Origin of the sequence: Flavobacterium sp. WG21, assembly GCF_000335775.1 — a bacterium.
Taxonomy (GTDB): Bacteria; Bacteroidota; Bacteroidia; order Flavobacteriales; family Flavobacteriaceae; genus Flavobacterium; species Flavobacterium tructae.
The window spans coordinates 1-22,917 of record NZ_AMYW01000028.1; the positions used below are offsets into that span (position 1 = coordinate 1).

General features: G+C 36.7%; 14 protein-coding genes. All 14 read left to right on the forward strand.

Annotated features, from left to right (window positions below; all coding sequences use genetic code 11):
* Positions 1–1,954: gliding motility-associated C-terminal domain-containing protein (locus tag C245_RS0117350; RefSeq protein ID WP_017497878.1), on the forward strand; the 1,954-nt coding region annotated here is incomplete at its 5' end.
* 49 nt (positions 1,955–2,003) lie between these two features.
* The gene (locus C245_RS0117355) at positions 2,004–2,909 is read left to right on the forward strand and encodes a type IX secretion system membrane protein PorP/SprF (protein ID WP_026110131.1); all 906 of its coding nucleotides are present in this window, start codon (positions 2,004–2,006) and stop codon (positions 2,907–2,909) included.
* A gap of 11 nt (positions 2,910–2,920) precedes the next feature.
* Positions 2,921–4,861 carry an OmpA family protein gene (locus C245_RS0117360; protein WP_017497880.1) on the forward strand — a complete coding sequence of 647 codons (1,941 nt, stop codon included), beginning with the start codon at positions 2,921–2,923 and terminating at the stop codon, positions 4,859–4,861.
* A 470-nt stretch (positions 4,862–5,331) separates the two neighbouring features.
* Entirely contained in the window at positions 5,332–5,757 is a 426-nt protein-coding gene (locus C245_RS0117365; RefSeq protein WP_017497881.1) for a CBS domain-containing protein, read from the forward strand.
* Between the two features lie 160 nt (positions 5,758–5,917).
* Positions 5,918–8,209, forward strand: a complete 2,292-nt coding sequence (locus C245_RS0117370) for an NADP-dependent malic enzyme (protein WP_017497882.1) — start codon at positions 5,918–5,920, stop codon at positions 8,207–8,209.
* 77 nt (positions 8,210–8,286) lie between these two features.
* Positions 8,287–8,868, forward strand: coding sequence for a Holliday junction branch migration protein RuvA (gene ruvA / locus C245_RS0117375; RefSeq protein WP_017497883.1), 582 nt, complete (start codon positions 8,287–8,289; stop codon positions 8,866–8,868).
* Positions 8,869–8,892: 24 nt separating this feature from the next.
* Positions 8,893–16,116 (forward strand): cell surface protein SprA, encoded by a 7,224-nt coding sequence (gene sprA / locus C245_RS0117380; RefSeq protein WP_017497884.1) that lies wholly within the window; start codon positions 8,893–8,895, stop codon positions 16,114–16,116.
* A gap of 88 nt (positions 16,117–16,204) precedes the next feature.
* The gene (gene gcvH / locus C245_RS0117385; protein WP_026110132.1) at positions 16,205–16,585 is read left to right on the forward strand and encodes a glycine cleavage system protein GcvH; all 381 of its coding nucleotides are present in this window, start codon (positions 16,205–16,207) and stop codon (positions 16,583–16,585) included.
* Positions 16,586–16,589: 4 nt separating this feature from the next.
* A complete protein-coding gene (locus C245_RS0117390; RefSeq protein WP_232424379.1) occupies positions 16,590–16,961 on the forward strand; it encodes a VanZ family protein in 372 nt (123 codons plus the stop codon).
* A 371-nt stretch (positions 16,962–17,332) separates the two neighbouring features.
* Complete coding sequence (gene deoC, locus C245_RS0117395) at positions 17,333–18,079, forward strand: deoxyribose-phosphate aldolase (protein ID WP_017497887.1); 747 nt, start codon at positions 17,333–17,335, stop codon at positions 18,077–18,079.
* Positions 18,080–18,093: 14 nt separating this feature from the next.
* Positions 18,094–20,217 carry an energy transducer TonB gene (locus C245_RS0117400; protein ID WP_017497888.1) on the forward strand — a complete coding sequence of 708 codons (2,124 nt, stop codon included), beginning with the start codon at positions 18,094–18,096 and terminating at the stop codon, positions 20,215–20,217.
* A gap of 159 nt (positions 20,218–20,376) precedes the next feature.
* A complete protein-coding gene (cyoE, locus tag C245_RS0117405) occupies positions 20,377–21,279 on the forward strand; it encodes a heme o synthase (RefSeq protein ID WP_017497889.1) in 903 nt (300 codons plus the stop codon).
* Between the two features lie 2 nt (positions 21,280–21,281).
* Positions 21,282–21,881 (forward strand): cytochrome c oxidase subunit 3, encoded by a 600-nt coding sequence (locus C245_RS0117410; RefSeq protein WP_017497890.1) that lies wholly within the window; start codon positions 21,282–21,284, stop codon positions 21,879–21,881.
* A gap of 42 nt (positions 21,882–21,923) precedes the next feature.
* On the forward strand, positions 21,924–22,910 hold the full coding sequence (locus C245_RS0117415) for a cytochrome c oxidase subunit 3 (RefSeq protein WP_017497891.1): 987 nt from the start codon (positions 21,924–21,926) through the stop codon (positions 22,908–22,910).
* The last annotated feature ends 7 nt before the right edge of the window (positions 22,911–22,917 follow it).

Sequence of the window (22,917 nt, forward strand, 5' to 3'; positions counted from 1 at the left end):
CGAAATCTGCGAAGAAGGAGCAACCCCTGCCAACTGTGCTACCGCTACGGCCACTGTTGAAGTTAAAAACCCAATCGTAGCCAATGTTGACAACAGCTACCCAGTACAAACACCGGGTACAACAACGGCAACCACAGTTGGAAACGTAACAGCAAACGACACCCTAAACGGACAGCCGGTAACCGCAGCCAATACCAATGTAACCCCAATAAAAACAGGACCATTGAGCATTGACGCCAACGGAGTATTGACTTTAGATCCAAACACCGTAACAGGAACCTACCAAATCACATACGAAATCTGTGAAGAAGGAGCAACCCCTGCCAACTGTGCTACAGCTACGGCAACTGTTGAAGTTGGAAAAGCCGTGATTAATGCAGTGACAGAAGAAACCCTTTCGATAAACGGAAGTATTGGCGGAACTACAGCTTCATTGATTACTAATGATACTTTGAATGGAAATCCGGCAGTAATTAAAAATAGTGTTGGAGGAGTAATCTTAAAAGCAATAAATGTTCCAACAGGATTGACTTTAAATGCGGACGGAACGGTAACGGTAAAAGCCGGAACACCGATAGGCAGATACGAAGTTGAATACAGTATTTGTGAATATCTGAATCCTACGAATTGTTCTACTGTAAAAAGTTATGTTCCGGTAACAGGAGCGGTTATAAAAGCGAATAATGATAATGCCGGAACTGTTGACAGTAGTAAAGGACAAAGTTCTCCAACAAGTATTTTTCAGAATGATACTTTAAACGGAGTATTACTGACTCCTTCAAGCGTTATTTTAACGACGATTGTGCCAAATCCGAATTTAACTTTAAAATCTGATGGTAGAATCGAAGTAAAATCGGGAACTCCTTCTGGAACTTATGAATTAACGTATCAAATTTGTGAAGCTTTAAATCCGTCTAATTGCAGTCAGGCAGTGGCGAAGATTACGGTAATTAATGTAGTAGACCCGGATCCTCCGATACCTTTAGTGAAAATTGTAGTTACAAATGATGGAATTGTAAATGTAGACGGTATAAATGGTTCTCTTGAATTCATAAATGTTTTCAACAATGATTTACTGAAAGGTTTACCAATTAATCCTTCGGAAGTTATATTTACCGATTTGTCGAAAAACCCTTATTTTGAGTTTAATTCAGACGGAACTGTAAATGTGAAACCAAACACACCGGGTGGAACTTATGCCTTAAACTATCAACTTTGTGAAAAAGCCCATCCAACCAATTGTGGTACCGCGACATTAACTGTTTTTGTTGAAGTTCCTGCTATTGCAGTAATTAAAACAGCAGTATTTAATGACGAAAACGGAAGCGGATTTGCAAATGCAGGCGAAACCATTACGTACAGATTTAAAGTAACCAATACCGGAAACGTTCCATTAAAAGGAATCACCATTTCAGATCCTTTACCGGGAGTTGTCGTTTCAGGACAGGCAATTGATTTAGGTGTAAACGAATCTGACGAATATAACTTTAAAGCCATTTATAAAATCACGCAAAGTGATATCAATAAAGGTAGCGTAAGCAATCAGGCAAGCGTTCAGGGACGAAGTGATAAAGGAGTTGTTGTAGATGATATTTCTGATGACGAAAGTATTTTGGAAGATAAACCTACCGTATTGCCTTTAACCGGTTGTGTTATAAAAGTCTTTAATGCGTTTTCACCAAATGGAGATGACAAAAACAGCAGATTCTATATTCAGGGCTTAGAATGTTATCCTAGCAATACAGTTGAAATATACAATCGTTGGGGAGTTCTGGTTTTCGAAAAAGACAACTACAATAATGAAGATCGTGTTTTTAAAGGTTTCTCAGAAGGACGTACTACTATAAAACAATCCGAAGGATTACCGGTAGGAACTTACTTCTACATCTTAAAGTACAAAGACAACGAATCTAATTTGCATGAACAATCAGGTTATTTATATATCAACAAGTAAAAACTATGGCGGCTTGGTAATCCCGGGCCGCTTCTTAAAAGCCATTCAAATGAAAAAGATAATTGTAATGTTCCTGTTTTTTACAGTGGTGTGTTCGGCGCAGCAAGATGCGCAATACACACAATACATGTATAATACCATGGCAATAAATCCGGCTTATGCGGGTTCCCGTGGTGCGCTAAGTGTTTTCGGACTGTACCGTACACAATGGGTCGGACTGGACGGAGCACCCGAAACCAGCACCTTTGCTATAAATACACCTTTAAACAACAGCAATTTAGGATTGGGAGTTTCTTTGGTAAACGATAAAATTGGTCCAACCAACGAGAACACTTTATCAGCCGATTTGTCGTATAGTGTTCCAACCTCAGAAACCTTTAAACTTTCCTTTGGGATAAAAGCCACAGCAAATCTTTTTAATCTGGATGTAAATAAATTGAATCCTGAAAATCAGGGAGATCCACAGTTTCAGAATTTAAACAATCGAATCACACCCAATATTGGAGCCGGGGTTTATTGGCATTCTGACAAAGCATATTTAGGATTATCAATTCCGAATTTTATCGAAACCAATCGATTCAATGATGATGATACCGCTATTTTTAAGGATAAAATCAACTATTATTTAATGGCAGGTTACGTTTTTGATCTGGATTATTACATCAAATTTAAACCGGCATTGTTGACCAAGATGGTTCAGGGAGCCCCTTTACAGGTTGATGTTTCAGGGAATTTTATGTTCAATGATAAGTTTGTAATCGGACTGGCTTATCGCTGGAGCGCGTCAGTTAGTGCAATGGCAGGTTTTCAGATTACAGATGGTTTATATGTGGGTTATGGTTACGATCATGAAACTACTAATTTAAGAAGATACAATTCGGGGTCGCATGAAGTCTTCCTGCGTTTTGAGTTTCTTAATAATTACAATAGAATTACCTCACCAAGATTCTTCTAAAAAAGCCCTACATGAAAAGCCAAAAACTACACTATACCATATCTTTTTTATTCCTCTTTTTTAATGCAATTGCACAAACCGGCAGTATAAAGTATGCCGATACCAAATACGAGAAGTACGCCTATATTGATGCTATAAAAATCTATGAAAATGTAGCTGAAAAAGGATACAAAGACGAAAAAATGTTCCAGCGTCTGGGGAATTCCTATTATTTTAATGGAGAATTGGTAAAAGCTTTAAAATGGTACGATGAATTATTTTCCATGAACAAAGAACAAGAGCCTGAGTATTTGTACCGATACGCACAATGTCTTAAAGCTTCTGGAAATTACGCTAAAGCAGATGTAATCTTAGAAAAATTCAATCAAAAACAGGCAACAGATAAAAGAGGGATCTTATTCGAATCCAATAAAAATTATTTGAACGAGATAAAAGCAAATTCAGGACGATTTGAAATTGCCGATGCCGGAATAAACTCTAAGTATTCAGATTATGGGAGTACTATTTTTGATAATAAACTAGTTTTTACATCCGCACGAGATACTGGCGGAGTCGCAAAGAAAAATTTCAAGTGGACCAACCGATCCTTTACCAATTTATACACCGCCGAATTGTTACCGGATGGAAGTTTAGGAACACCGCAGCGTTTTCAGAAGAAAGTAAATACAAAATTCAACGAATCGACACCCGTTTTTACAAAAGACGGCCGAACAATGTATTTTACAAGAAACAATTTCTTAAACGGTAAAAGAGGCAGAGACGAGAACAAAGTCACCTTATTAAAGTTGTACAAAGCAAATTTAGTAGAAGGAGAATGGAAAAATATCGAAGCACTTCCGTTTAACAGTGATCAGTATAGTGTAGCGCATCCTACCTTAAGTGTAGACGAAAAAACGCTCTATTTTGCTTCAGATATGCCGGGAACTTTAGGGCAATCCGACTTGTTTAAAGTAGCCATAAATGAGGATGGAACCTTTGGAAAACCTCAAAATTTGGGATCAGCAATCAATACTGAAGGACGAGAAACATTTCCTTTTATTTCTGAAGATAACGAACTTTATTTCGCAACAGACGGAAGACCGGGATTGGGCGGACTTGATGTATTTGTGACAAAAATAAATGATCAGGATACCTTTGAAGAAATACAAAATATTGGAGAACCAATTAACAGTCCGCAGGACGATTTTGCTTTTATAATCAATAGTAAAGACAGAAACGGATTTTTTTCTTCCAACAGAGATAAGGGACATGGATTTGACGATGTTTATCGATTTACCGAAAGACGAAAACTAAATTGCGAACAACAATTAACAGGTACTGTCACCGATTCAGAAACCAATGTTATACTTTCAAATGCGAATGTGGCATTGTTTGATGAAAATTTCCAACCCGTTGCAGAAGTCATCACTGACAACAATGGAAATTATATTTTTCCGAATGTAAAATGTGGAAAAAACTATTTCGTACGAACGTCGAAAACAGATTATGAGAGTAAGGAAGTACCGGTAGTAATTAAAAGAAATTCCGGAAAAACGACTTTATTGATTCAGCTGGAAAAAAGAATTAAACCCATTGAAGTGGGAACAGATCTGGCAAAAACACTCGATATTCCGATCATTTATTTTGATCTTGACAAAGCCACTATTAAAAAGGAATCCGCTTATCAGTTAGAGAAAATTGTCGAAATTCTAAAACAATACCCAGCCTTAAAATTGGATATCCGTTCCCATACAGACAGTCGACAAACTCAGCAATACAATCAGGTTTTATCCGACAAGAGAGCCAAATCAACCCGAAACTGGCTGATTCAAAAAGGAGTAGACCCAGCCCGATTAACCGCAAAAGGATACGGCGAAACTCAATTGGTAAACCAATGTTCTGATGGTGTAAAATGTACCGATGAAGAACACGAACGTAACCGAAGAAGCGAATTTGTAATCACCAATTTGTAAATAAAAAGTAATAGTTTAAAGCCCTTTTCTAAATTGTAGAAAGGGCTTTTTTCGTTGTTATCAAATTATTCACAATCTTGTCATCCCGAGGAACGAGGGATCACACTAGTAATTCGACAAAGATTGACGATATCAAGAATAGAGTTTCGAATGTATTTACTTCGTCAGTCGTTATTGCTCAAGTTTCCTTCATCGCAAGGACAAAACGATGCGTAAAACACACATTGACAGCAGCAGCCAACAATAAAAAACTTTACGCCTTAGCGTCTCTGCGAGCAAAAAACATCCCTTACGTAATATAATTCGCAAAAAAGTCCTAAAAATCATTCCTTTCTTTAAACTAAAATTTATAAAACACAAAATATTAGTTATTTTACTTAAAATGAATGTTTTATGGTTTTAAAAAACCGTTTTTCATTGTCGTGTGTCTGCATTTTTTTCTAACTTTATAAATCTAAAATTTTTCAGCTATGACGGTAGAACAAATATTAAACGCAAAAGGGAAAAATGTTTATTCAGTTCTTTCAACCACAACGGTTTATGAAGCCTTAAAGGTAATGGGAGAGAAAAACATAGGTGCCATTCTGGTTATTGATGGTTCCGATTTAAAAGGGATATTGTCTGAGAGGGATTATGCTCGAAAAATTGTTTTGAAAGATAAATCATCAAAAGAAACTTTTGTGCATGAAATTATGGAAAGCAATGTTTTCTCGGTAAAACTTTCAAATAAGATTGAAGATTGTATGGAACTGATGAGTACCAAAAGAATCAGACATTTACCGGTTCTGGAAGATGGAATTGTAGTAGGAATAATATCTATAAGTGATGTAGTTAAGGCCATTATAGAAATTCAGAAAGATACTATTAATCATTTAAACTCTTATATTTCGCAATAAAACAAGCAAAAAATAAAACATATCAAAAAAATAGTCCAAATTAATTTGGGCTATTTTTTTTTCGCTCCGAATTTTATTTTTAGTAAAAGAAAGCAGTAAAAATAGGCCATTTTAAAACAAGACTTATATCTTTGTAAGCTAGAATAAAAGCTAAAAATAAATGAACAAAGAGAGTAAAAGAAGAGAAGCGTTACTGTACCATTCAGAACCAACTCCAGGAAAAATTCAGGTAGTTCCAACAAAAAAATATGCAACCCAAAGAGATTTATCTTTGGCTTATTCGCCAGGAGTTGCAGAGCCATGTTTAGACATTGCAGCAAACGTAGAAGACGTTTACAAATATACAGCAAAAGGAAATTTAGTTGCCGTGATCTCAAACGGTACAGCAGTTTTAGGACTTGGGGACATTGGTCCAGAGGCTTCTAAGCCAGTAATGGAAGGAAAAGGATTGTTGTTTAAAATATTCTCTGATATTGATGTTTTTGATATCGAAATCGGTACAAAAGATATCGAAGAATTCATTCAGACCGTAAAAAATATTGCTCCAACTTTTGGAGGGATAAATCTGGAAGACATTAAAGCACCGGAATCTTTCGAAATCGAAAGACGACTGGTAGAAGAATTAGACATTCCGGTAATGCATGACGATCAGCACGGTACTGCAATTATCTCGTCAGCAGCTTTAATTAATGCCCTTGAATTAGCAGGAAAAAAAGCAGAAGATGTAAAAGTCGTAGTTTCGGGTGCAGGTTCTGCAGCAATTGCTTGTACTGATTTATATGTTTTGTTAGGAGTTCAGGTTAAGAACATCAAGATGTTTAACAGTAAAGGACTTTTAACAAAAGATAATTCTTCACTATCAGAATTGCAGTTGAAATATGCAGTTGACGGAGCTAAAATTGATTTAGCAGAAGCAGTGAAAGGAGCAGATGTTTTCATCGGATTATCTTCTGGAGGTATTTTGTCACCTGAGATGTTATTGACAATGAACGAGAATCCAATTGTTTTTGCAATGGCAAATCCAAATCCGGAAATCGATTATAACTTAGCAACAGAAACTCGTAAAGATATTATTATGGCTACGGGACGTTCAGATTTTCCTAATCAGGTAAATAACGTTCTTGGATTTCCCTATATTTTTAGAGGAGCATTAGACGTACGTGCTACAAAAATTAACGAAGCGATGAAAATGGCTGCCGTAAAAGCATTAGCTATTTTGGCAAAAGAGCCGGTACCGGAGCAGGTTAACGTAGCATACGGAGCAACAAAATTAGGTTTCGGACAAGAGTATATCATTCCTAAACCATTTGATCCTAGATTGATTACCGTGGTTGCACCTGCAGTTGCAAGAGCAGCAATGGAATCCGGAGTAGCAAAAAATCCTATTACAGACTGGGCTGCATACGAAGATGTGCTTCGCGAGCGTATGGGGAACGACAATAAAATGGTACGTTTGATTACCAACCGTGCTAAAGTAAGTCCAAAAAGAATTGTTTTTGCAGAAGCAGATCAGTTAAACGTACTTAAAGCAGCGCAAATTGTACACGAAGATGGAATTGGTCATCCAATTTTATTAGGAAACAAAGAAGTCATTTTAGAACTTAAGGAAGAATTAGGTTTTGATGCTGAACTTGAGATTATTGATCCTAAAACCAATGAAGAAGAAGGAAGACGTAACCGATTTGCTAATTCATATTGGGAAACAAGAGGAAGAAGAGGAGTTTCGTTATTAGATTCACAAAAATTCATGCGCGAAAGAAACTATTTTGCCGCAATGATGGTGAACGAAGGAGAAGCAGATGCTTTGGTAACAGGTCATACAAGAAGTTATCCGACTGTTGTGAAACCAATGTTACAATTAATTGAAAAAGCACCGGGAGCTTCATTAGTAGCTACAGCCAATATGATGTTGACTTCTCGTGGACCAATGTTCTTGTCAGACACAGCAATCAACATCAATCCTTCAACAGAAGATTTGATTAACATTGCAATCATGACGGCTAAAACGGCTAAAATGTTTGGTGTAGAGCCTGTTATTGCAATGGTTTCTTATTCAAACTTCGGGTCCTCAACAAGTCCAAGTGCTTCAAAAGTGAGAGAAGCAGTAGCTTACTTGCATAAAAACCATCCGGAAATGATTGTTGACGGAGAAATTCAGGCAGATTTTGCTTTGAATCAGGAAATGCTTGCAGAAAAATTCCCTTTCTCGAAATTAGCAGGTAAAAAAGTGAATACCTTGATTTTTCCTAATTTAGATTCGGCTAACATTACTTATAAATTGCTAAAAGAACTTTACAAAGTAAATTCTATTGGACCAATTATGATGGGAATGGGTAAACCGGTTCACATTTTTCAATTAGGAGCAAGCGTTGAAGAAATGGTAAATATGGCTGCAATTGCAGTTATTGACGCTCAGGAAAAAGAAAGTAAAAAGATTAAATTAGCGAAATAGTAGAAATAATTAAGGTCAAATAATAATGTCGTATTTTTAATGCATTTTTGTTATATTTGACCTTAATAAATTATACTATGATAGCACATTTACAGGGGAAATTAGTAGAGAAAAATCCAACAGAAGTCATCATTGAGTGTGGCGGAGTAGGTTATCAGGTAAACATCTCTTTACATACCTTTTCATTAATTCCCAATGTAGAAAATATAAAATTGTATACGCATCTTCAAATTAAAGAAGATGCGCATACATTATTTGGTTTTGTAGAAAAATCAGAACGCGAAATATTCAGAATGTTATTGTCGGTTTCAGGAATTGGTGCAAACATTGCCAGAACCATGTTGTCATCCATAGAGCCAAGACAAATTATCAATGCTATCGCCTCAGGAGACGTAGGTATAATCCAGTCCATAAAAGGAATTGGGAACAAAACAGCACAAAGAGTTATACTAGATTTAAAAGAAAAAGTGTTAAAATTGTACGATTTGGACGAAGTTTCTATCGTACAGAACAATACAAATCGAGATGAAGCGTTATCTGCTTTGGAGGTTTTAGGTTTTGTTCGTAAAACTTCTGAAAAAGTAGTGGAGAAAATCGTAAAAGAAGACCCGGAAGCTACCGTAGAAACCATTATCAAGAAAGCACTAAAAAGCCTATAAAACCAATTTATTTAAACCAAGAGTATGCGTAAAATTTGTATTTTTTTACTGTTTTTATTTTGCGGTAATGTTTTGCGTGCGCAAGTAAACCCAACAGTTCAAGATACAACTAAAACACAATTCTCCGTTGGTAAAGTAGAAATAGGAAATCCGCCAAGCATACTTTCAGCCTATCGGTATGATCCCATAACCGATCGCTACATTTACACCAGTTCGGTAGACGGTTTTAATATCAATTATCCAATTGTATTAACCCCAAAAGAATACGAAGATTTAGTTTTGAAAGAATCCAGAAGAGATTATTTCAGAAAAAAATCAGATGCTATTGATGGTAAAAAATCAGGAAGTGAGGCCGCCAAAAAGAATTTACTACCGCGATATTATATCAATTCAGGACTTTTCGAAAGTATCTTCGGAAGTAATACCATAGACGTAAAGCCAACAGGTTCAGTAGAAATGGACTTGGGGATTCGGTATACCAAACAGGATAATCCGGCTTTTTCACCAAGAAACAGATCCAGCCTAACGTTTGATTTCGATCAGCGAATCAGTATGAGTTTGCTGGGGAAAGTAGGAACCAGATTAGAGGTAAATGCTAATTATGATACCCAGTCTACTTTTGCCTTTCAAAATTTATTTAAACTTGCCTACACACCTTCAGAAGATGATATTGTTCAGAAAGTGGAAGTAGGTAACGTGAGTATGCCTTTAAACAGTACCCTTATTCGAGGTGCTCAAAGTTTGTTCGGGGTTAAAACAGTCTTGCAATTTGGTAAGACAACCGTTACCGGAGTTTTCTCAGAACAGAAGTCACAAACCAAGAGTATAGTTGCAGAAGGTGGCGGTACCGTTCAGAACTTTGATTTGTATGCACTGGATTACGATAATGACCGACATTTCTTCTTATCTCAGTATTTCAGAAATAAATACGATGCTTCATTAAAAAGCTATCCTTTTATCGATAGCCGTGTTCAGGTTACCAGAATAGAAGTTTGGGTAACCAACAAACAAAACAGGGTAGCAACCAACAACAATAACTTACGTAACATTATCGCACTTCAGGATTTAGGAGAAGGACAGGTTACGGGAGTTCCGGACAATCAGGTGGTGGTGATAAGCAATCCTGTCGGATTTTTTAATAACCCTATCGATACACCAACAAATAACACCAACAATAAATACGATCCGGCTACTATTGGAAAACCGGGAGCTTACCTAAATTCTAATATTAGAGAAATCGTAACGGCAAAATCAGGATTTAATAACGCGAATACCAGCGAAGGAACAGATTATTCTGTGTTAGAAAACGCCAGGAAATTAACCGCAAACGAATTTACTTTCAATCCGCAGTTGGGATACATTTCCTTACAGCAGCGTTTGGCCAATGACGAAATTTTAGCAGTAGCATTTGAGTACACTGTTGGAGGAAAAGTGTATCAGGTCGGAGAGTTTGGAAGTGACGGGGTAGACGGAACCGTAGTGACCGGAAACAACAATGCCAATAAAGCGATCATCACTCAGAGTTTAGTGTTAAAAATGCTGAAGAGTAATTTGACGAACGTTCAGAATCCGGTTTGGAATCTGATGATGAAAAACGTGTATCAAATTCCTCAGGCATATCAAATCAAACAAGATGATTTCAGATTAAACATACTGTATACAGATCCTTCTCCAATCAATTATATTTCACCGGTACCGGGAACAACATTCCCTGCAAATCCTACCGCAGATAATAAAGTTGAGCTGACCCCTTTATTGAATGTGTTTAATCTGGACCGATTGAATTATAACAATGATCCGCAAGCCGGAGGAGATGGTTTCTTTGATTACATTCCGGGAATTACAGTAGACGTTCAGAATGCTCGAATTATTTTTAGTACCAAAGAGCCTTTTGGAGAATTGTTATTTAAAAAGTTGCAAAATACAGGTTCGGGCGAGAACTACGACGATCCGACTACCTATAATGCCAATCAGAAAAGATATGTGTTCAGAAACATGTATCGAAATACACAGTCCGGAGCCTTGCAGGACAGTGATAAGAATAAATTTTTATTAAGAGGAAAATACAAATCATCAGGAAGCAATGGTATTCCAATCGGAGCGTTTAATGTTCCGCAGGGATCGGTTGTTGTTATGGCAGCCGGAAGAAGACTGGTGGAAGGGATCGATTATAGCGTAGATTACCAATTAGGACGTGTTCAGATTTTAGATCCTTCGCTTCAGGCTTCTAATACACCAATTGAGGTGTCATTGGAGAACAATTCAATTTTCGGACAACAGACTCGAAGATTTATAGGTTTCAATGTTGAACATAAAATTTCAGATAAATTTATTGTAGGAGGAACTTATTTGAAAATGAACGAAAGACCGTTTACTCAAAAATCAAGTTACGGTCAGGAATCTGTAAACAATACGATCTTTGGATTCAATGGGAATTACTCTACCGAAGTTCCTTTCTTCACCAGATTAGTTAACAAATTACCAAACATAGATACAGATGTTCCTTCCAATCTTTCGATAAGAGGAGAAGTAGCTTTCTTAAAACCGGATGCTCCAAAAGCCAGTGATTTTGAAGGTGAGGCAACCATTTATATTGATGACTTCGAAGGTTCTCAGTCTACCATCGACATGCGATCAGCGTATGCGTGGAGTCTGGCTTCGACACCATTTGTAAATTCTATCAATGATAATACTTTTAATGCCAATTCAACTACATTAGAATATGGCTTTAAACGTGCAAAATTGTCCTGGTATACTATCGACCCTGTTTTTTACGCTTCAAAACCATCGGGTATTTCAAATGATGATTTGTCATTAAATACCACGAGACGTATTTATAGTCGGGAATTATATCCAAATACAGATATTGCTCAGGGACAGATTCAGGTAGTGAATACACTAGACTTAACGTATTACCCTTCTAACCGCGGACCTTATAACAACAATCCGAATTTTGGTGCAAGTCCCGCCAGTTCTAATTTTGGAGGAATCATGCGTGCTTTGAATTCGACCAACTTCGAACAAGGGAATGTCGAGTACATTCAGTTTTGGGTAATGGATCCTTATGTAGGTAATGGAGAAGCAGCAGTTGGTAATACCGGAAAAATTTATTTCAACTTAGGAGAAATCTCGGAAGACGTTTTAAAAGACGGAAGAAAACAATACGAAAACGGATTAGGCCCGGATCAGATCATGGTAAATCCTAGACCGCTTTGGGGAGACGTTCCTGCATCACAGTCTTTAATTTATGCCTTCGATAATAATGCCGGTAATCGTAGCAATCAGGATGTTGGTTTAGACGGTTTACCCAATTCGAAAGAAGCTTCAGTATATACAAATTACGGTGGAGAAGCAGATCCGGCCGGAGACGATTATACCTATTATTTGAATACTGATGGAGGCGTTTTAGACCGCTATAAAAATTACAATGGTACAGAAGGAAACTCTCCCGTAAGTATCGATTCCCCAAACCGTGGATCAACAACTTTGCCGGATGTTGAAGATATCAACCGTGACAACACTATGAGTACCATCAATGCATATTATGAATATAGCATCGATGTAAAACCGGGAATGCAGGTGGGGCAGAATTTCGTTACGGACATTCGTGAAGTAAGTAATGTTGAATTGCCAAACGGATCAACGACAACAGCAAGATGGATACAGTTTAAAATTCCGGTTGCTCAACCGCAAAATACTATCGGAAATATTACCGATTTCAGATCGATTCGTTTCATGCGTATGTTCATGACCGGCTTTAGTGATCAGATGACTGTTCGTTTTGGAGCTTTGGATTTAGTGAGAGGAGAATGGAGAAGATATACCGGTACACTTGATGCCAACGATACAAATCCGGCTGACGACGGAACAGAGTTTGATGTTGCGGCAGTAAACATTCAGGAGAATGGTACAAAATGTCCTGTGAATTACGTTGTGCCACCTGGCGTTCGTAGAGAGCAGCTGTATAATAACAATACCATTATCAATCAAAATGAGCAAGCCTTAGCGGTTAGAGTTAGCGGTTCAGGATTACAATATCAGGATTCAAGAGCGGTTTTTAAGAATGTAAGTGTAGACATGCGTCAGTACAAAAAACTGAAAATGTTTTTACATGCTGAATCATTGCCAAACGAAAACACGTTACTCGATGATGAAATGGTAGGTTTTATCCGTTTTGGAAATGACTTTACACAAAACTTCTATCAGGTCGAGGTTCCTTTAAAAGTGACCAGAACCGGAGGGTCCTGTAGCATAAGTCCGGATCAGGTTTGGCTGGAAGAGAACAATATTGATTTAGCACTGGAGTTATTGACCCGAATGAAAATTAAGGGGATGACTGTTGATATTAATTCTGATAAAAGAGACGTTAACGGGATTTACTATCCGGATGACGACCTAAGTGTTGGCGGAGGTGATGGAGACGGCAGATTAAGATTAGGAATCAAAGGAAATCCTAATTTTGGTTTAGTCCGAACATTGATGGTAGGAGTTAAGAGTAGGGCAGATCATAAAACCATTAAAGGAGAGATTTGGTTCAACGAACTTCGAATGGCCGATCTGGAGAACAAAGGCGGTATGGCGGCAATTTTAAATATCGATACCAATATGGCAGATTTTGCTACCGTATCGGCTACCGGTAAAAAGAGTACCATTGGTTTTGGATCTTTAGAACAAGGAGCAAACGAGAGAAGCCGTGAAGATCTACAGCAGTATAATATTGTTACCAATTTGAATTTAGGGAAATTATTACCACACAGATGGGGAATCAATTTGCCATTTAATTACGCAATTGGAGAAGAAGTTATCACACCGGAATACGACCCGTTCAATCAGGATATAAAATTAAAACAGCTGATTAAAGAAACGACCGATGAGGCAGAGAAAGAGAACATCAGAACCAGAGCTGTTGACTATACCAAAAGAAGAAGTATCAACTTTATCGGCGTAAGAAAAGACAGAGCACCGGAACAGAAACCGCATGTTTATGACGTTGAAAATTTCACCTTTTCACAATCGTACAATCAGGTAGAACGCCACGATTATGAAGTGGCAGATTACGTAGACGAGCAATCGAATAGTGCCGTGAATTATGCGTACACCTTCCAGCCAAAAGAAGTGGTTCCGTTCAAGAAGACTAAATTCATGAAGAAAAGTGAGTATTGGAAAATGCTGAGCGATTTTAATTTTAATTATCTGCCTTCAAATGTTTCCTTTAACACAAATATTTTGAGACAAAGTAACCGTCAGCAATTTAGAGAAGTGGAGGTACAAGGAATTGGTCTTGATCCGTTGTACAGAAGAAACTTTGCCTTTAATTATCAGTACGGTTTTGGTTTCAATTTAACGAAATCTTTAAAAATTAACTATACAGCTGCATCCAATAATATCGTAAGGAATTTTCTAAATGATGACAATACACCAAAACAGGATTTTAATATCTGGGACGATTATTTTGATATTGGAACGCCAAATCAGCACGTACAACAGTTAGTGTTGAACTATGATATTCCAATTCATAAAATTCCGGTACTGAGCTTCATCAAAGCAAATTATTCGTATACCGCCGATTATAGCTGGCAGCGTGCTTCGACTGCATTATCTGAATATGTTGATCCTGTCAGCGGAAGTACGTTTGATTTAGGAAACACTATTCAGAATGCCAATTCGAATACATTTACGACAACGCTTAATATGAACACGTTGTACAAGTATTTAGGATTAACACCAGGTTCAAAAACAGGAGCAAAACCTAAAGCTGCTGCACCGCCAAAACCGGGAGAGAAAATTGTAAATACGGCAAAACCGGCTACTACTAGCAGTCCATTCTATGATGGCATGATTGGTATTCTGACCAGTATAAAAAATGTTCAGGTCAATTATACCGTGAATAGTGGAACCGTTTTACCGGGGTATACACCGGGTGTTGGTTTCTTCGGAACATCGAGACCTACTTTGGGATTTGTTTTCGGAAGTCAGGATGACATTCGTTTTGAAGCGGCGAAAAGAGGATGGTTAACCTCTTACCAGGATTTTAATCAAAGTTTTACTCAGGTAACCAATAAGCTCCTGAAAGTAACGGCGAACATTGACTTATTGCCTGATTTGAAAATTGATCTGAACATGGATCGCAATTATTCTGAAAATAATTCAGAGCAGTATAGTGTTGTTAAAAATAATGTGACCGGAGATTTAGATTATAAGGCTTTGTCACCTTATAATTATGGGATGTTCTCTATTTCAACAGTGCTTATAAAAACAGCATTTTCGACCAGCACTGCAACAGAGTCTGCCGCATTTGATGATTTCAGAAACAACCGTATGATTATAGCAAACCGTCTGGCAGAGGAGCGTTATGGTGCAGGAGCACCAATTCCGAGATATGGAGATGCTAATAACCCAATTCCGGCTCCTACAGATCCTAATTATAAAGTATATACGGCTAATGAAGGGTATCCGATAGGATTTACCAAAAGCAATCAGGCGGTTTTATTGCCTGCATTTTTAGCAGCTTATACAGGAAGTAGTGCATCAAGCAGCTCGACAGATATTTTCAGAAGCTTCCCAATTCCAAACTGGAGTATTAAGTACAACGGTTTAATGCGTTACAAATATTTTAAAGACAAATTCAAGCGTTTTTCTTTACAGCATAATTATAGAGCATCGTATACCATCAACCAGTTCAGATCTAATTTTGACTATATAGAGAAGCCTAACGGACAGGATGTGAATACCAATTTCTTTAACAAAACCATCATGTCTAATATTAACCTCGTGGAGCAATTCAGTCCGTTAATCCGAATGGATTTTGAATTGAAAAGCTCATTACGTGTATTGACAGAGATTAAAAAAGACAGAGCTTTGTCTATGAGTTTTGATAATAATTTATTGACCGAAGTAAAAGGGATGGAATATGTTGTAGGTCTGGGCTATCGTTTTAAAGATGTAATTTTCTCATCAAGACTTGCTGATTCTCCAACGGGAATTATAAAAAGTGATATCAATATTAAGTGTGACTTTTCGTATCGAAATAATGAAACCTTAGTGCGTTATTTAGATTATGACAACAACCAATTAGCAGCAGGACAAAATATATGGTCGTTAAAACTTACGGCAGACTATGCATTCAGTAAAAACCTGACCGCGATATTCTATTACGATCATTCGTTTTCGAAAGCGGTAATCTCGACAGCATTCCCTTTAACGAATATTAGATCAGGATTTACACTTCGATATAATTTTGGGAATTAATTTTGAATTTCTAAAGAGGATTTTATTAGAAGATTATTACATTTGTGCCTCAATTATTAAACTATCAATTTTCAAACACACAACTATTATGAGCATACCAGCAAATTTAAAGTACACAAAAGATCACGAATGGGTTAGCATCGAAGGAGATGTTGCAACAGTAGGAATTACTCATTTTGCACAAAAAGAGTTAGGGGATATCGTGTATGTTGAAGTAGAAACTTTAGATCAAAAACTTGACAGAGACGAGGTTTTTGGAACAGTTGAAGCTGTAAAGACAGTATCAGATTTGTTTTTACCATTAACAGGAGAAATCATTGCCTTCAATGAAAATCTTGAAAGCGAGCCTGAAACTGTGAATTCTGATCCTTACGGAGATGGATGGATGATTAAAATTAAAATTGCTGATGCATCAGAAATTGATTCTTTATTGTCTGCTGATGCTTATAAAGAACTTATAGGTGCCTAAACAATTGCTTTTAATCTGGGCAATTATCTGCTCAGGAATCATTACTTATTTTTGTTTAACAGATTCCAGTAATATTCCGGCCGTAAATTTTCCGAGTATTGATAAGATTGTCCATTTTTGTTTTCATTTTGGATTTACAATTTCCTGGATTTTGTTTTTCAAAAAAGAGCTGAAAGGAAAAGCACCAGACGATTACAAGGCCTATTTAATTTCATTTATATTTTCTGTTTTTTTCGGAATTACAATCGAAATTCTGCAAGGTGTTTTAACGGTTACACGAGCATCAGATGTAACAGATGTTTTAGCCAATGCACTTGGAGCTATTTTTGGTATTTTTGCCGCTATAGTTTTTAAAAAACAAATCGATAAAATTTAAGAATATAAAACCCACTTCGGTGGGTTTTTTTGTGCTCTAATCTTAACGCTTTCAAGGTTGGTTAAAACTTTGTGACTTTGCGAGCAATGTTATTTTGTCCGGAAAAAATGGATAAAAAGATTAACGATTTTTGATTTCAAATGTTATAAAACCGACGATCGTATCATTAAGAAACATCAAATTAAAAAGTAGCAATCGTTACTCTGCATTCAAAAATCTATTAGTTTAATGATAGCACATTGTCAGATTATTTTTCATGTTGCTTTGTTTTAAAAGAAACCCCTGGCTACTTTACGTAAATCTTCCCAGCCTTTGTGATTCATTCTAATTTTAAATGTATTTTTGCAGAATTCTCAGAACACGCACAAATCATGAATGTTAAGCAATATCTGGACTCTACGTATTTAAAAACAGCCTCCCAGGCAGGACTTTCGGAAGCAGAAAATACCCTTGTGGTTAAAAATGCTATTGAAGAGGCAATTCGCGAAGGTTTTAAACTCATCATGATTCGGCCCGAACAGGTAGTTTTGGCAAAAGAAATGATTCATAAAGCCAATTCGACTTTGCTGATAGGTACAGTCATTGACTTTCCTGAAGGAGACTCAGATTTAGAGTCTAAATTAAAAGAAGCCAACAAAGCAATAGAAGACGGAGCAGATGATCTGGATTTTGTTTGCAATTATAAGGCATTCAAAGAAGGGGATGTGGATCTGGTCAAACAGGAAATTTTAGTGGGAACACAAATTGGTCTTGCAAGCAATAAAACAGTGAAATGGATTATTGAAGTTGCTGCCTTAAATGATACACAGATCATTCAGCTTTCGGCATTGATTAAAAATGTAGTGATGTCTCATTTTAAAGAAGAAAACTACGGTTCAGTTTTCGTGAAGTCATCCACCGGATTTTATAAAACCGAAAACGATTTGCCAAACGGAGCTACCCTTCCAACAATTATAATGATGCTGGAAAACGCATCACCTCTGCCAGTTAAAGCTGCCGGAGGAGTTCGGTCTTATCAGGATGCCATAGAAATGATTCGATTAGGTGTAAAACGAATCGGAACCTCTGCTGCAAAAACAATTGCGGATGGAGGGAATACCTCAATCAATATTAAATAAAAACCTAAATTTACGTGAATAAGATTGCCCTGTCTTTTATTTTAACCTTAACCGCTTTGTTTGCTTTTTCGCAGGAAAGTAACAATACTTCAATCAAACCTGGTTTTACTGCCGAACAGTTTCCGGTTTTTCCAAACTGTGAAAATCTTCAATCCAAACAACTTGAAAATTGTTTTTATAAAGAAGTGCAGGATTTTGTATTTCAGAATTATCAGGTACCTGAAAATCTAAAACAAGCCAACTATAAAGGAGAAGTAAAAGTGTTATTCGAAGTAGATGCAAATGGCGAGTTCAAAGTAATTTATGTAAACGCGTTAAACGATGCGTTATCAGAAGAAGCTAAACGTGTTTTTAAGAAGTTTCCCAAAATAAAACCTTCTACCTATAACGGAAAACCAACTTATTCCAAATACACAATTTCGATCGATATTCCTTTAAAAAGTGCCGATCAGATTGCTCAGGAAGCATTGGCTGCTGCCCAAATTTTAAAGCCTATCGAAAAACCAATGACAGAATTGGATAGTATTGTATATAAAAAATACAACAATCCGGAATTTGAAAGTCATTTGAATATTCCGTTTTCACACAGTTATTATGCACAGTTTGATAAAGCAATGAATCAGGTGGGAAGTAATAACCATACCGCATCAAAGCCGTATACGTATGCTGAAGTTTCAAAGTATTATAATTTAAAAGCAGTAAATCAATCCCTTCAGAAAAATGTTTCCACTTGGCTGGGGAGAAAATTCTGGAATGAAAATATGGTTCAGATTCAGGGAGAAGATTATTGGCTGTCCTTAAATCCTATTGTGGATTTACAAATGGGGAAAGCCTCAGATCTGGATGCTTCCTATACCTACGTAAATACACGTGCCTTAAATTTTAGAGGAGGATTAGGAAAACAAATCAATTTTACCACAACGATCTTTGAAAGTCAGGGACGATTTGCGGGTTATTATAATGATTTTGCCGAAACCTTAAAGCCGTCAGGAGGAAATCCGGCCATTCTTCCGGGAATGGGAATTGCGAAACGATTTAAAACAGATGCTTATGATTTCCCTTTAGCAGAAGCAAATATTACCTACGCACCAAGTAAATTTTTTGATTTACAATTGGGTTATGGAAGAAATTTTATTGGTGATGGATACCGCTCATTGCTTGAAAGTGACGGAGCAAGTCCGTATCCGTATTTTAAAATCAATACGACCTTCTGGAAAATAAAATACACCAATACATATATGTGGCTCAAAGATGTTCGTCCAGATGTAACATTGGAAAGAACTTATGCCACAAAATTCATGGCCAATCATTACCTAAGCTGGAACGTGTCTAACAAACTGAACTTAGGTTTTTTTGAATCAGTAGTCTGGACAGATAATAACAACAGAGGTTTTGATATTAATTTTGTGAATCCAATTATTTTCTACCGTTCTGTCGAGTTTGCATCGTCATCAAGAAGTGGAAATGCATTATTGGGAGTAACGTCTAAATACAAGTGGAGCAATAATATTAATTTGTATGCTCAGTTTTTATTGGATGAATTCTCATTAGGAGATATGAAAAGCGGAGACGGCAGTTGGAAAAATAAATTTGGATACCAATTGGGAGCAAAATATTTCAATGCATTTGAAGTGAAAGATTTGCTGCTGCAGCTGGAATACAATCATGTACGTCCGTATGTATATGCACACAGTGCGGTGATTACCAATTACGGGCACAACAATCAGAGTATAGGGCATCAATGGGGAGGTAATTTTTCGGAACTGGTTGCAATCGGACGTTACCATAAAGGACGTTATTTTGCTGATGCGAAATTTACCGTTGGAAAAAGAGGTTTAGACTTTGATACCGCTGAAGATAGTTTTAATTACGGAAGTAACATCTATAAGAATTATGATGAGAAACGACCGTATGATAAAGGTGTAAAAGTAGGGCAGGGAAATAAAACAAACGTTTTTATAGCAGATATACAAGGAGGATACCTGATAAATCCGATGACGAATCTGAAACTGTTCGGAAGTTTTTTATATCGAAATTTTGATCCTACGAAAAATACACCAACAACTTTTAAGCAAAGTACTACCTGGTTTTCTATCGGATTGCGTTCCGATATCTTCAATTGGTATTTTGATTACTAGTGTTTTTAATAAGATTTTTTGATATAATAGTGTTAAAGATTTGCAAGTCCTTATTTTGTAAAGGTTTTATTGAAAAAAATCTAATTTTATAGGTCTAAATTCTACAATCTAATTTGTACATTTGCACCACTCAAAAAAAACATACAAATAATTACTGTATTGAACGCGACTAAAAATACATTTTCACTAAAATCAATATTTACCGATTTCAAAGAGATTACCAAAGCTGGTTTAGCAATCAGTGTATTGTTCTCTTCCGTAGCCGGATATTTATTGGGAGTTAATGAGGAACATCCTTTTAAATGGAGTGTTTTGGCAGTTTTGGCAATCGGTGGATATTGCATGGTTGGAGCTTCGAATGCATTTAATCAGGTGATCGAAAAAGATATCGATGCTTTAATGGATCGAACCAAAAATCGCCCGGTTCCTTCAGGACGCATGTCTCCAAAAATGGCTTTGTTTGTAGCAAGTTTGCTTACTATTATTGGTATCGCCTTGCTTTACACTATAAATGCTAAGTCGGCTATGTTTGCCGCAATCTCCATATTCTTATACACCAGTATTTATACCCCTTTGAAAACGGTAACTTCATTGTCTGTTTTTGTAGGCGCTTTTCCGGGAGCAATTCCTTTCATGTTAGGCTGGGTTGCTGCTACAGGAGAATTTGGTATAGAAGCCGGAACACTGTTTTTAATTCAGTTTTTCTGGCAATTTCCTCACTTTTGGGCAATTGGCTGGTTTTTGTATGAAGATTATGAGAAAGCCGGAATCTTCATGTTGCCAACAGGAAAAAAAGATAAAGGAACCGCTTTGCAGGTTATTTTATATACAGTTTGGTTGATTGTTGCTTCGTTATTACCGGTTTTAGGATATACAGGGCAATTGTTTATCTCGCCAATAGCAGCAATTTTAGTGTTTTTGTTAGGTTTATGGATGTTGTTTTATGCAGTACGTTTGTATCAGTTAAGAACACCAAAAGCAGCGAGAACTTTAATGCTGGTAAGTGTTTCGTATATCTCGTTACTGCAAATCGTATTTATAGTAGATAAATTTTTAAGATAGTTATGGAAATGACAATGACAAAAACAGAAACGGCGGCTGAAGAGAAGCTAAGGAAAGCCAAATCGGCAAAACTTATCCTCTTGTTTGCAATGGTAAGTATGACCATGATGTTTGCCGGACTTACAAGTGCTTTTGTGGTAAGTAAATCAAGAGCCGACTGGTTGAAAAACTTTGAATTGCCAACGGCATTTTATTATAGTACAGCGGTTATTTTGGCTTGTAGTGTTACTTTTTACCTGGCTAAAAAAGCCATTCAGAAAGACAATAGAAGTGCTACTACAGCTTTACTTTTGGGAACTTTAGCTTTAGGGATTTTGTTTGTAGTACTGCAATTTGCAGGTTTTGGGCAAATCGTTGAAAGCGGGTATTATTTTACAGGAGAAGGTAGCTCAATTACTACAACATTTTTGTATGTAGTAACCGTTACACACTTGTTACACTTGGCTGGAGGATTAATTTCACTTTTAATTATAATTTATAATCATTTTAAACAAAAATACAATTCGACTCAAACTCTTGGTATAGAACTAGGTGCGATGTATTGGCACTTTTTGGATTTATTATGGTTGTATTTATTTTTATTTTTATATTTCTTTAAATAAGAAAAAAACGTAAATTTGGGAACTTTTTAACGAATATCTTTTATGGGAGCGACAGTTACTACTGCAAACAACGACGAAAAAACTTGGGGAGGCGGTCATGAGATCCAGCCATTAGGAGCAAGTTATGGTAAAATGATGATGTGGTTTTTTATCGTATCAGATGCCTTAACATTCTCTGGATTCCTTGCTGCTTATGGTTTTTCAAGATTTAAATTTATTGAAACCTGGCCTTTGGCTGATGAAGTGTTTACTCACTTTCCTTTTATGCATGGCGTTGCGGCACCAATGTATTATGTAGCCTTAATGACTTTTATTTTGATTTTCTCATCTGTAACAATGGTTTTGGCCGTTGATGCAGGTCACCAATTGAAAAAAACAAAGGTTGCAATTTATATGTTCTTAACTATTATTGGAGGTTTAATCTTCGTGGGGTCTCAGGCCTGGGAGTGGAAAAACTTCATTAAAGGAGAGTATGGAGCAGTTGAAACAGCAGGTGGAAGTTTATTGCAGTTTGTTGATAAAGATGGTAAAAGAGTTGCTCTTGCTGATTTTGCGGTTAAATTACCGGAACAAAGAGAAGCTTTAACAAGAAGCCATTCAACATGGTTTATGGAAGATGCTCAGGCACAGCCAACCTATACAGTTGCAGAAATTCAGGCAGGTTTTAAAGCTCATCCTGAAGTTTTAATCAGAACAGAACATCTTACAGACAAAAAGAAAAAAACAGTTTTATCAAGAGAAGAGTCTGAAGCTCGTTTAGCAAGTGCTAAATATGTTGTGGAAGGTGCTAATTTGATTAGAAACGAATACGGAAATAAATTATTTGCTGATTTCTTTTTCTTCATCACAGGATTCCACGGATTCCACGTATTTTCAGGAGTTATCATTAATATCATTATCTTCTTTAATGTATTATTAGGTACTTACGAGAAAAGAAGAAGCTACGAAATGGTAGAGAAAGTTGGTTTATACTGGCACTTTGTCGATTTAGTTTGGGTATTTGTATTTACAGTTTTCTACTTAGTTTAATTTTAGA

Coding starts and splice junctions, on each gene's coding strand:
- C245_RS0117360 (WP_017497880.1), top strand. CDS start 2,921: ATGAAAAGCCAAAAACTACACTATACCATATCTTTTTTATTCCTCTTT.
- C245_RS0117370 (WP_017497882.1), top strand. CDS start 5,918: ATGAACAAAGAGAGTAAAAGAAGAGAAGCGTTACTGTACCATTCAGAA.
- C245_RS0117410 (WP_017497890.1), top strand. CDS start 21,282: ATGGAAATGACAATGACAAAAACAGAAACGGCGGCTGAAGAGAAGCTA.
- C245_RS0117365 (WP_017497881.1), top strand. CDS start 5,332: ATGACGGTAGAACAAATATTAAACGCAAAAGGGAAAAATGTTTATTCA.
- deoC (WP_017497887.1), top strand. CDS start 17,333: ATGAATGTTAAGCAATATCTGGACTCTACGTATTTAAAAACAGCCTCC.
- C245_RS0117415 (WP_017497891.1), top strand. CDS start 21,924: ATGGGAGCGACAGTTACTACTGCAAACAACGACGAAAAAACTTGGGGA.
- ruvA (WP_017497883.1), top strand. CDS start 8,287: ATGATAGCACATTTACAGGGGAAATTAGTAGAGAAAAATCCAACAGAA.
- sprA (WP_017497884.1), top strand. CDS start 8,893: ATGCGTAAAATTTGTATTTTTTTACTGTTTTTATTTTGCGGTAATGTT.
- C245_RS0117355 (WP_026110131.1), top strand. CDS start 2,004: ATGAAAAAGATAATTGTAATGTTCCTGTTTTTTACAGTGGTGTGTTCG.
- gcvH (WP_026110132.1), top strand. CDS start 16,205: ATGAGCATACCAGCAAATTTAAAGTACACAAAAGATCACGAATGGGTT.